At 60.1% G+C, this 11911-nt stretch carries 10 protein-coding genes; 7 read left to right on the forward strand and 3 right to left on the reverse strand.

Annotation, left to right across the window (positions count from 1 at the left end; all coding sequences use genetic code 11):
• Positions 1–474: 474 nt before the first annotated feature.
• Genes flgB through flgE form a run of 4 tightly spaced genes read left to right on the forward strand, consistent with a single transcriptional unit; the run spans position 475 to position 3418 of the window.
• On the forward strand, positions 475–882 hold the full coding sequence (flgB, locus tag KGB27_RS14715) for a flagellar basal body rod protein FlgB (protein WP_008041767.1): 408 nt from the start codon (positions 475–477) through the stop codon (positions 880–882).
• Between the two features lie 3 nt (positions 883–885).
• On the forward strand, positions 886–1329 hold the full coding sequence (gene flgC / locus KGB27_RS14720; RefSeq protein ID WP_007937507.1) for a flagellar basal body rod protein FlgC: 444 nt from the start codon (positions 886–888) through the stop codon (positions 1327–1329).
• Positions 1330–1344: 15 nt separating this feature from the next.
• On the forward strand, positions 1345–2067 hold the full coding sequence (gene flgD / locus KGB27_RS14725; RefSeq protein ID WP_223481751.1) for a flagellar hook assembly protein FlgD: 723 nt from the start codon (positions 1345–1347) through the stop codon (positions 2065–2067).
• A 31-nt stretch (positions 2068–2098) separates the two neighbouring features.
• Complete coding sequence (gene flgE, locus KGB27_RS14730) at positions 2099–3418, forward strand: flagellar hook protein FlgE (RefSeq protein WP_192227949.1); 1320 nt, start codon at positions 2099–2101, stop codon at positions 3416–3418.
• 266 nt (positions 3419–3684) lie between these two features.
• On the opposite strand, the gene KGB27_RS14735 is transcribed toward flgE, so the two are convergent.
• The gene (locus KGB27_RS14735) at positions 3685–6579 is read right to left on the reverse strand and encodes a ribonucleoside-diphosphate reductase subunit alpha (RefSeq protein WP_008029373.1); all 2895 of its coding nucleotides are present in this window, start codon (positions 6577–6579) and stop codon (positions 3685–3687) included.
• A 737-nt stretch (positions 6580–7316) separates the two neighbouring features.
• Between KGB27_RS14735 and KGB27_RS14740 the strand changes: the two genes are divergently transcribed.
• Together KGB27_RS14740 and KGB27_RS14745 are read left to right on the forward strand one after the other, a co-directional pair.
• Positions 7317–8039: a response regulator gene (locus KGB27_RS14740; RefSeq protein WP_008041764.1), complete on the forward strand. Its 723-nt coding sequence runs from the start codon at positions 7317–7319 to the stop codon at positions 8037–8039.
• Entirely contained in the window at positions 8036–9646 is a 1611-nt protein-coding gene (locus KGB27_RS14745) for an ATP-binding protein (RefSeq protein ID WP_008041763.1), read from the forward strand. The genes KGB27_RS14740 and KGB27_RS14745 overlap by 4 nt, the downstream gene beginning before the upstream one ends.
• Before the next feature lie 127 nt (positions 9647–9773).
• Here the strand turns inward: KGB27_RS14745 and KGB27_RS14750 are convergent, their stop codons facing one another.
• Complete coding sequence (locus KGB27_RS14750; RefSeq protein ID WP_223481750.1) at positions 9774–10499, reverse strand: 4'-phosphopantetheinyl transferase; 726 nt, start codon at positions 10497–10499, stop codon at positions 9774–9776.
• 152 nt (positions 10500–10651) lie between these two features.
• Positions 10652–11443 carry a dienelactone hydrolase family protein gene (locus KGB27_RS14755; protein WP_207286444.1) on the reverse strand — a complete coding sequence of 264 codons (792 nt, stop codon included), beginning with the start codon at positions 11441–11443 and terminating at the stop codon, positions 10652–10654.
• A gap of 144 nt (positions 11444–11587) precedes the next feature.
• Between KGB27_RS14755 and KGB27_RS14760 the strand changes: the two genes are divergently transcribed.
• Entirely contained in the window at positions 11588–11893 is a 306-nt protein-coding gene (locus KGB27_RS14760; RefSeq protein WP_008029361.1) for a hypothetical protein, read from the forward strand.
• Positions 11894–11911 lie beyond the last annotated feature (18 nt).

Genomic DNA, 11911 nt, shown 5'->3' on the forward strand with positions numbered 1-11911 from the left:
TCGGCTTTCAGGCCGCCTCGGCGGCTGTGGCGGTGGTCGCCCCCTCGAGAGGCCGAGTGGAGGTTCTGCGCAGTGGGCAACCCGGCATGGATGCCGGGTTAGCCGCCCCCGGCCATGGATGGCCGATAGCGGCGGGCCCACGGAGCAGGACCGGAGCGAGGGCATGCCGAGCATTAGCGAGGCACCGAACGAAAGGGGCAAGAGCCCTTTGGTTACTTTGGGGCTTTTCCAAAGTGACTCGCCGTAAGGGCGAAACCAATAGCCGCCGTTACCGCAAAAACGGATATGCACACAACCCAAGCCCAAAACCGAAAGCGGCAGAAAAGCGGCAGACGGCGGAAACCCGTTGCCGCTTTTCTGGCATTGCCGCCTTGCCCAAGCCCGCAAAGCCCCGGTTTACGGGCTTTTTTGAATTGGCACGCCGCTTGCTATATCCATCGTACGAAAAATCAGGTCACCCGAAGGTTTCCCGACATGAGCATCAGCTTCGATAAAGCGCTCGGTATCCACGAACAAGCCCTGGGCTTCCGCGCCCAGCGTGCCGAAGTCCTGGCCAACAACATCGCCAACGCCGACACCCCGAACTACAAGGCTCGGGATCTGGACTTCTCGAAAGTGCTCGCCGAGCAGAACGAGAAAACCAAGAGCGGCACATTCGCCTTGAACATGACCAACAACCGTCATATCGAAGCCGAAGGCATGGGCAATGGCGACGAGTCGCTGCTGTATCGCACGCCGATGCAACCGTCGATTGACCAGAACACCGTGGATGCCCAACTGGAACAGTCGAACTACGCGGAAAACGCGATCAACTTCCAGGCCAGCTTCACCCTGCTCAACAGCAAATTCAAAGGGCTGATGTCAGCCATTCGCGGAGAGTAAGTCATGTCTCTATCCAGTGTTTTCAACATTGCCGGTAGCGGCATGAGCGCGCAAACCACGCGCTTGAACACCGTGGCCTCGAACATCGCCAACGCCGAGACCGTCTCGTCGAGCATCGACCAGACCTATCGCGCACGTCATCCGGTGTTCGCCACCATGTTCCAGGGCGGGCAGAGCGGCGGCAGCGATTCGTTGTTCCAGAACCAGGACGCGGCCGGTCAGGGCGTGCAAGTGCTGGGCGTGGTCGAAGACCAGAGCAATCTGGAAGCGCGCTATGAGCCAAACCACCCGGCGGCCGACGCCAAGGGCTACGTCTACTACCCGAACGTCAACGTGGTTGAAGAAATGGCTGACATGATTTCCGCGAGCCGTTCGTTCCAGACCAACGCCGAAATGATGAACACCGCCAAAACCATGATGCAGAAGGTCCTGACCCTCGGTCAGTGATAAGGGGCGACTCAGATGAGTGTTACCGATACCACCAGCGGCATTAGCCTCAAAGACATCCTGGCCAACTCTTCGATCAAGACCAACACCAGTGCCGACGGCCTGGCGTCCGCCACGAACAGCGCCACCGGCAAAAAGGCCCTGGGCAAGGACGCGTTCCTGCAGTTGCTGGTGACACAGCTGAAGAACCAGAACCCGCTGGAGCCGCAGGACAACGGCGAGTTCGTTGCCCAGCTGGCGCAGTTCAGCAGCCTGGAAGGCATCACCACGCTCAACACCACCGTGAGTGGCCTGGCCAGCAATTACAACTCGTCCCAGGCCCTGCAGGCTTCGTCGCTGGTCGGGCGTTCGGTCATCGCGCCGAGCGAGAAGGCCGTGGTCGATACCTCCAAGAGCTTCAACGGGACCGTCGCGGTTCCGGCCTCGGTGGACCCGGTGAAAGTGAAGATTAGCGACGCCGATGGCAAGGTCATCCGCACCATCGACCTGGGCAGCCAAAAAGCCGGCAGCGCCAGTTTCATCTGGGACGGCAAGAACGATGCAGGCGAAGTGGCCAAGGCGGGTACGTACACCTTCGGCGCCACCGCAACTTACGACGGCAAGGCGACTTCGCTGGTGACGTACCTGCCGGCGACTGTCAGCAGCGTGACCATCAGCCAGACCGGCGGTGAGTTGATGCTCAATCTCGCCGGTGGGGGCAGCATCGCCCTGTCCAAAGTACAAACAATTGGTATGTAGAGCCGACTAACACGGCACAAAGGAGTGGAATATGTCTTTCAATATCGGCCTTAGCGGTCTCTATGCAGCCAACAAACAACTGGACGTGACCGGCAACAACATCGCCAACGTCGCGACCACCGGTTTCAAATCGTCCCGTGCGGAATTCTCGGACGTTTACTCGGCCACCAAGCTGGGTTCCGGTAGCAAAACCATTGGTAACGGCGTGCGCCTGGCCAACGTTTCCCAGCAGTTCACCCAGGGCGACGTCAACAACACCGGCAACGTGCTGGACATGGGCATCAACGGTTCCGGCTTCTTCGTGCTGAACGACAACGGCTCGCTGTCCTACACCCGTGCCGGTACGTTCAAGGTCGACAAGGACGGTTACGTCACCAACACCGACGGTACTTCGCGTCTGCAAGGTTACGGCGTGGACGCCAACGGCAAGATCATCAACGGCGTGTTGACCGATCTGCGTATCGATACTTCGAACCTGGCGCCAAAAAACACCTCCACGGTGTCGTCGACGATCAACCTGAACTCCACCGCACCGGTTATCGATCAGGTTGCCACCCCGTTTGATTCGACCAAAGAAGCCACCTTCACCAAACAGTTCAGTACCCCGATTTATGACACTCAGGGTAACAAGCACGTCATGGACCAATACATGGTCAAGACCGGGGCGAACACCTGGAAAACCTACACCCTGATTGATGGTCGCAACCCGAATGGCACCGACCCTAGTCCTACCGCGGTTCCGTTGAACCTGCCGGTCGCTTCGACCATGGTGTTCGATACCTCGGGCAATCTGGTTTCGGTTACCACTCCGGCCGTTCCGGCGCCGATCGTGAGCCCTGACCTGAGGGTCACCGGCTGGATTCCCGGTGACGTGAAAAATGGCGTGTGGACAGCGAACGGCGCTACTTCCGGCGTCGTTACGGTCTCCATGGCCAAAACCTCGCAATACAATGCTGACACCGCACGTTCGATTCCTACGCAGAACGGCTACGCCACCGGCCAGATCACCAACCTGACCATCGATGGTAGCGGTATCATGCTGGCCAACTTCAGCAACAGCCAGACCAAGGCCATCGGCCAGATCTCGCTCGCCAGCTTCACCAACGAGCAAGGTCTACAGCCAGTAGGCGGCACCAGCTGGAAAGAAACCTACGCGTCCGGTATCCCGGGCTACGATGCGCCGAACACCGGCACCTTGGGCGAGATCCACTCCAACTCCCTGGAAGAGTCCAACGTCAACCTGACCAGCGAACTGGTCGACCTGATCAAGGCGCAGAGCAACTACCAGGCGAACGCCAAGACCATCTCGACTCAAAGCACCATCATGCAGACCATCATTCAGATGACCTGATGCTGGATAGCGCTGCATAAAAAGCCCCTCGTAAGAGGGGCTTTTTTGTGGCCGGGATTTTGTGTTGTCAGGGAGGGCCTCTTCGCGGGCAAGCCTCGCTCCTACAAAGCTCTTTGTCGTTCACAAAACCTTGTAGGAGCGAGGCTTGCCCGCGAAGGCGTCATACCAGTCACCACATTTCCATGGGCAAAAGAAAACCCCCGACCAATCCAGAGGACCGATCGGGGGTTGTCGGGTAAGCGCCTTTCAGCGCCTACCGGCTCAGCTTATTGGCAAGCTTCGCAATCCGGCTCGTCGATGGCGCAAGCCTTCGGCACTGGAGCAGGACCGGCAGGAGCTGCCAGGACCGAATCTTCACCGTGGTTGCCGCCGCTGGAAACAGCGTTCAGCTTGCCGGTGTTGATGGTCGACTTCTCGGTGCTGGTCGCGGCCAGGGCACGGAGGTAGTAAGTGGTTTTCAGACCACGGTACCAGGCCATGCGGTAGGTCACGTCCAGCTTCTTGCCCGAGGCGCCGGCGATGTACAGGTTCAGCGACTGAGCCTGGTCGATCCACTTCTGACGACGGCTTGCCGCGTCGACGATCCACTTGGTGTCCACTTCGAAGGCAGTCGCGTAGAGCTCTTTGAGTTCTTGCGGGATGCGCTCGATCTGCTGCACCGAACCGTCGTAGTACTTCAGGTCGTTGATCATGACCGAGTCCCACAGACCGCGAGCCTTGAGGTCGCGAACCAGGTACGGGTTGATCACGGTGAATTCGCCCGACAGGTTCGATTTCACGTAGAGGTTCTGGTAGGTCGGTTCGATCGACTGCGAGACGCCAGTGATGTTGGCGATGGTCGCGGTCGGTGCGATGGCCATGATGTTGGAGTTACGAATGCCTTTCTGTACACGGGCGCGAACCGGTGCCCAGTCCAGGGATTCGTTCAGGTCAACGTCGATGTACTTCTGGCCGCGCTGCTCGATCAGGATCTGTTGCGAATCCAGCGGCAGGATGCCTTTGGACCACAGCGACCCCTGGAACGTCTCGTACGCGCCGCGCTCATCGGCCAGGTCGCAGGACGCCTGGATCGCGTAGTAGCTGACCGCTTCCATCGACTTGTCGGCGAACTCGACGGCAGCGTCGGAACCGTAAGGAATGTGCTGCAGGTACAAAGCGTCCTGGAAGCCCATGATGCCCAGGCCGACCGGACGGTGCTTGAAGTTGGAGTTCTTCGCTTGCGGCACCGAGTAGTAGTTGATGTCGATAACGTTATCGAGCATGCGAACAGCGGTGTTCACGGTGCGTTCCAGCTTGGCGGTGTCCAGCTTGCCGTTGACGATGTGGTTCGGCAGGTTGATCGAGCCCAGGTTGCAAACGGCGATCTCGTCCTTGTTGGTATTCAAGGTGATCTCGGTGCACAGGTTCGAGCTGTGGACCACGCCAACGTGCTGCTGCGGGCTGCGCAGGTTGCACGGGTCTTTGAAGGTCAGCCATGGGTGGCCGGTTTCAAACAGCATGGACAGCATTTTGCGCCACAGGTCTTTGGCCTGGATGGTCTTGAACAGCTTGACCTTGCCCGGGTACTCGGTCAGGGCTTCGTAGTACTCGTAACGCTCTTCGAAAGCCTTGCCGGTCAGGTCGTGCAGGTCCGGTACTTCGGACGGCGAGAACAGGGTCCACTTGCCGTCATCGAAGACGCGCTTCATGAACAGGTCAGGGATCCAGTTGGCGGTGTTCATGTCGTGGGTACGACGACGATCATCACCGGTGTTCTTGCGGAGTTCGATGAACTCCTCGATGTCCATGTGCCAGGTTTCCAGGTAGGCACACACAGCGCCTTTGCGCTTGCCACCCTGGTTAACGGCAACGGCGGTGTCGTTGACGACTTTCAGGAACGGAACCACGCCCTGGGATTTGCCGTTGGTGCCCTTGATGTACGAACCGAGTGCACGAACCGGGGTCCAGTCGTTGCCCAGGCCACCGGCGAATTTCGACAACATGGCGTTGTCGTGGATCGCGTGGTAGATGCCCGACAGGTCATCCGGCACGGTGGTCAGGTAGCAGCTGGACAGCTGTGGACGCAGGGTACCGGCGTTGAACAGGGTCGGAGTCGACGACATGTAGTCGAAGGACGACAACAGGTTGTAGAACTCGATCGCACGGTCTTCTTTCTGCTTCTCTTCGATCGCCAGGCCCATGGCCACGCGCATGAAGAAGATTTGCGGCAGTTCGAAGCGGATACCGTCCTTGTGGATGAAGTAACGGTCGTACAGGGTTTGCAGGCCCAGGTAAGTGAACTGCTGATCGCGCTCGTGGTTGATCGCCTTGCCGAGTTTTTCCAGGTCGAAGGTGGCCAGGACCGGGTTCAGCAATTCGAATTCGATACCCTTGGCGATGTACGCAGGCAATGCCTTGGCGTACAGGTCGACCATTTCGTGGTGGGTCGCGCTTTCGGCAACGTTCAGGAAGCTCAGGCCTTCGGCACGCAGGGTGTCCATCAGCAGGCGGGCGGTCACGAACGAGTAGTTCGGCTCACGCTCGACCAGGGTACGGGCAGTCATCACCAGGGCGGTGTTGACGTCGGTCAGGGCCACGCCGTCGTACAGGTTTTTCAGGGTTTCGCGCTGGATCAGGTCGCCGTCGACTTCTTCCAGGCCTTCGCACGCTTCGGTGACGATGGTGTTCAGGCGACCCATGTCCAGCGGTGCAAAAGTGCCGTCGGCGCGGGTGATGCGGATCGACGGGTGAGCGTTGACCGCTTCTTCTGCCGGAGCGTGGGCAGCGCGTTGTTTCGAACGACCGTCGCGGTAGATCACGTAGTCGCGAGCCACTTTCTGCTCACCGGCACGCATCAGGGCCAGTTCGACCTGGTCCTGGATTTCTTCGATGTGGATGGTGCCGCCCGATGGCATGCGACGCTTGAAGGTCGCGGTGACCTGTTCGGTCAGGCGGGCCACGGTGTCATGGATTCGCGACGAAGCGGCAGCGGTGCCGCCTTCAACTGCGAGAAACGCTTTGGTGATCGCGACGGTGATCTTGTCATCGGTGTAAGGAACGACAGTGCCGTTACGCTTGATCACGCGCAGTTGGCCAGGCGCGGTGGCGGACAGATCCGAAGTCGAATCAGCGGCCTGCGGCAAAGTGCCCTGCGGGTTCTCGCGAGTTGTGTCGGTTTGCATGGGGGGTTGTCTCCACATTCTCTATGTTTGTTTGGGCACCATCACGGTGCCCACCGTTCCGTCCTGAAGCACTACAACCGGCTGGGCCGGGCATACCAACTTCGGGACAGATCAGGAAGGGGGCTGTTGGGGCGCCGCTTCCATGCCGAAGTCTTTGGTCCCAGGCCTTGAGCCTGACACCAGGATCCTTTTGGGTGACAGTAATCGACTGCAACACCCGTACCGTTAACGCCGTTTCCGGCTCAAAAACAGTAGCCATCCGCACGCGCGGTTTGGTCTTTCGAAAATACGTTTGGTTCAACCGGAAAGAGGCAATAAAAGCGCTTGAAATCGGTGTCCGGTTTGTGTTTGGTTTTTGGCGTAAAACCCTACATGTAGGGTTTTTTTCGCGTCGGGGTACAAGATAATGCGTTTCGGAGGGTGTTGCAACGTACTACCTGTGGATAAACCTGTGCGTAAATTGTGTGTGAAAGGTGGAACGAGCGTGTAGGCCGCGACCTAGCTGGAGCGGACTGTTTTTCACTGATTTTCAGCGATTGAAAACAGTCATTCGGATTTTTAAGGGCGCGAACCCTATCACAAAAAACCGGGTTGTCCGAACGCATTTGCCGGCTTGTGTTCTCGGCGGGCGACGTTTATACAATCGGCCGATGGTTACGCATTCTTATCCTCCCCAATCATTACAAAAAGACGGGCGGATCCTTCCTTATTAGTGTTGTTGGCAAGCAGAGGTCACCGTGGAGCAAGAAGCCTGGCAGGTATTGATAGTGGAAGACGACCAGCGTCTGGCCGAACTGACCCGCGAATACCTGGAGGCCAATGGCCTGCGTGTGTCGATCGAAGGCAACGGCGCCCTGGCGGCCGCGCGCATCATCAAGGAGAAACCGGACCTGGTGATCCTCGACCTGATGCTGCCGGGTGAAGACGGCCTGAGCATTTGCCGCAAGGTCCGTGACAAGTACGACGGGCCGATCCTGATGCTCACCGCGCGTACCGACGACACCGATCAGATCCTCGGCCTCGACCTGGGCGCCGACGACTACGTCTGCAAACCGGTTCGCCCACGCCTGCTGCTAGCCCGCATCCAGGCCTTGTTGCGGCGCAGTGAAGCGCCTGAACCCGTCCCGGAAAAACAGCGGCGCCTGCAGTTCGGCCCGCTGGTGGTGGACAACGCCTTGCGTGAAGCCTGGCTGCACGACAACGGCATCGAACTGACCAGCGCCGAGTTCGACCTGCTGTGGCTGTTGGTGGCCAATGCCGGGCGCATCCTCTCTCGTGAAGAGATTTTCACCGCACTGCGCGGCATCGGCTATGACGGCCAGGACCGCTCCATCGACGTGCGCATTTCGCGCATCCGGCCGAAGATCGGCGATGACCCGGATCATCCGCGCCTGATCAAAACCATCCGCAGCAAGGGCTACCTGTTTGTGCCGGAAGCCTGCGTAGACCCGTCGCTGTGAATTCGATCTTCCTGCGCATCTATGGCGGCATGTGCGCGGCGCTGATTCTGGTGGCGGTGCTCGGCGTGCTGGCGTTGCACATGCTCAACCAGGTGCGCAGCGAGCAATACCGCGAGCGCCTGGCCCATGGCACGTTCTCGCTGATGGCCGACAACCTGCAACCGATGAACGAAACCCAGCGTCACCGCGCCTTGCTGGTGTGGGAACGCCTGCTCGGGATTCCGTTGGCGCTGAAGACCTTCGCCCAGACCGACCTCGACCTGACTCAGCGCACCCGCGTGCTGCGCGGTCAGGCGCTGGTGGAGCAGACCGGTCCGCATGCGGCGAAGGTCTATCGGCTGATCAGCGACAAGGAGCAGTTGGTGCTCACGGGGGAGGTGCAGCAGATCAGCGAGCAACTGGCCCGCGCGACTATTTACCTGCTCGCCGATGAGCTGGTGCGCGTGCCGGTGGCCGAGCAGCCCAAGCGACTGGCGCAGTTGAAAGAAGACAAGGGGTTTGGTTTCGACTTGCGGCTGGTCACGGTCGGCGAAGCGGACATGGACGAAGACCAGAGCCGTCGGGTGGCCGAAGGCGATACGGTAATGGCGCTGGGCAAGGGCGGCGATTCGATCCGGGTGTTTGCCGGCATGGTCGGCACGCCGTGGGTGCTGGAAATCGGTCCGCTGTATCAGATGAATCCTTACCCGCCGGAGTGGCTGGTGCTGATCGCGGCGCTGGGCTTGAGCCTGATCGGGTTGATCGTCTATCTCTTGGTGCGGCAACTGGAGCGTCGTTTGCGCGGGCTCGAAGCGGCCGCCACGCGCATCGCCAAAGGCAGCCTGGAAACCCGCGTGCCGGCGCGCGGTGCCGACTCGGTGGGACGCCTGGCCTCGGCGTTCAACGGCATGGCCGAGCACTTGCAGCAGTTGCTGGCGATCCAGCGTGAACTGGTACGCGCGGTGTCCCACGAATTGCGCACGCCGGTGGCGCGGCTGCGTTTCGGCCTGGAGATGATCGGCTCGGCCACCACGCCGCAGGCGCTGGAGAAGTACCGCGAGGGCATGGATCATGACATTGAAGACCTTGATCGGCTGGTGGACGAGATGCTCACTTACGCGCGGCTGGAACAGGGTTCGCCCGCGCTGAATTTCCAGCGGATCGACCTGGATGCGTTGGTTAATCAAGTGATCGAAGAATTGGCGCCCTTGCGCGCCGACGTCACGGTGCAGCGCGGTCTGTGCCTCTCGGCCGCCGATTGCGATGATGCCTGGGTCGAGGCCGAACCCCGTTACCTGCACCGGGCGATCCAGAACCTGGTGAGCAACGCCATGCGCCATGCCTCATCGCGGGTGACCGTCAGCTATCAGGTCGGGCAGCAGCGTTGTCGGGTGGACATCGAGGACGACGGGCCGGGTGTGCCGGAATCCGCGTGGGAGAAAATCTTTACACCGTTCCTGCGTCTCGATGACAGCCGAACCCGTGCTTCGGGCGGGCATGGGTTGGGGCTGTCGATCGTGCGGCGGATCATCCATTGGCATGACGGGCGAGCGTTGATCAGCAAGAGCAAGAGCCTGGGTGGGGCGTGTTTCAGTTTGAGTTGGCCGCGCAATCAGGAGAAGCGTTGAGATTGGCGGTGAATGGTCTGCCGCCATCGTGAGCAGGCTCGCTCCCACAGGGGATTTTCGGTGTGGCATAGATCCAGTGTGGGAGCGAGCCTGCTCGCGATGAGGCCCGAACCGACGCCGTAAATCCTCAGGCCTTGATACTCACCAGACTCAACAACTGCCCATCCTTAACCCCGAACTGCGCATCCAGCTCGGTGCCATGGCGCCATTCACTGGACAGATCCGTCAGCAATCGCAACCGCACCTCACCCGCCTCGGACCACTCCAACACCTCGGCATGCTCGAAGTAGAAGCGCTGCTGAACAATCGGATACAGCGCCTTGAACAGACTCTCCTTCACCGAAAACGTCAGCGTCACCAGCAGCGCCAGTTGATCGCGATGGCCTGCCGCCATGCGTTGTAACTCCGGCGGGGTGAGAATTTCCCCGGCCAGGCGCTCGGCCCGTTCAGGGTTGAGCAGGTTTTCCAGGTCCATCCCCAGGCCGCGCCAGTGGGTTTTCTGCGCGACAATCGCCGCAGCGCGGCCGGTGCTGTGGGTGATCGAACCGCAGATGTGCGCGGGCCAGACCGGTGCCCGGTCTTCGCCAATGGCCGGGGTAAAATTCAGCCCTTCCAAGCGCTGCAACGCGGCGCGAGCGCAAACCCGGCCGGCAAGAAATTCGGCCTGACGCTTGGCCACCGAACGCCGGATGGTCGCGGGCGGCTCGATGGCGCTGCGCTGAAAGTCATCGGCGGCCAGTTGCGAGGTGTTGAAGTGCGTGCTCAGCAGCACCGTATCGGGCAACACGAACGGCAGCGGCCAATGGGCATCGAGTGGGGTGCAGCAGGCGGGCAGGGCGGGGACGGGATTCATGTCGGGCATTTTGCCGGGTTGCCTTGAAGCTGGGTAGCCCTGACGTCAGACCGCGTTATCGTTCTTCGCGGGCAAGCCTCGCTCCTACAGGGGATAACGCTAACCTGTAGGAGCGAGGCTTGCTCGCGATGGCCGCGCCTCGGTCTACCTGCTCAACCAAATATCTTCTTGAAGAATGCCTGCATATCCGCCCACGATTTTTCATCCGCCGCCTTGTTGTAACCAATATCCGGCCCGCCATGATCGCCATGGCTCAAGCGATCCGCATCCGGATTGCTGAACCCATGCTTGGCGCCCTCAAGGTTGACGAATTGATAATCGGCCCCGGCCTTGTCCATCTCCGCCTTGAACGCCGCGACGTTTTCCGCCGTCACCATGCTGTCCAGCGCGCCATGCTCCACAAGGATTTTCGCTTTCACGCTGCCCGGCGTTGCAGGTGCTTTGGTCGCCAGCGCCCCGTGGAAACTCACCACACCCGCCAGCGGCAAGCCCTGACGTGCCGCGTTCAGCACCACGCTGCCGCCGAAGCAGTAGCCAATCGCGGCGATTTTATCCGGATCGGTTTGCGGCTGTTTCTTCAACAAATCCAGCCCGGCCTGAAACCGCGCACTGGCAGCGGCGCTGTCCTTGATCGCCGCTTGCATGAACGCCATGGCGTCCTTGGGATGCTCGGTGTTTTTGCCGTCGCCATACATGTCGATGGCCAAGGCGCTGTAGCCCAGACCGGCGAGGTCACGGGCGCGGCGCTTGGCGTAGTCATTGAGCCCCCACCACTCGTGAACCACCACAACGCCAGGGCGGGGGCCTTTAACTGCGTCGTCGTAAGCGTAATACCCGATCAGCTTGGTGCCGTCGGGGCTTTGATAGGGGATTTCCTGGGTCTTGATGGCCGCCTGGCTGAGCCCGCTCACGGCCAGCAAGAACAGGGCAAGGAATATACGCATGGTCGGATCTCCTGCAAAAAAGTCGTCAACACAGCCTAGTCGATCTGGTTCAGCTCGGGTTCAGAGTGCGTTCAGGGGGAGTTCAGGGGCCGGTGCGTAATGTAGCGCCGTACCCAAAGCATCTGCGCATGAGGACATTTTCCTATGACTGGCTTTAAAAACCTGCTGCTGGCATTCACCGTTTTGAGCGCGAGCACCGCGGCGTTCGCTTCCGACGATAATGTCGCCAGCCTTGCTCTTGGGAAGACCGGCGAGCGACCCAAAAAGTCCCTCACCCTGCACAGCATCGGCACGAACGGCGTGGTCAGTCATGACAGTGCCTGGGGCGCGCAGTTGGGCCGCCCGAACCCTCAGGCCGATTACTGCGCTGCTTACGCGAACGTGTCGGTCTTTCACAATGGCATTAAACTCCGTCAGGAGAACCTCATGGGCCGCTATGATCTGTCTTGAAATACGCCGTTGCACCTC

It is taken from the genome of Pseudomonas sp. BF-R-01 (assembly GCF_019946615.1).
Lineage (GTDB): Bacteria > Pseudomonadota > Gammaproteobacteria > Pseudomonadales > Pseudomonadaceae > Aquipseudomonas > Aquipseudomonas migulae.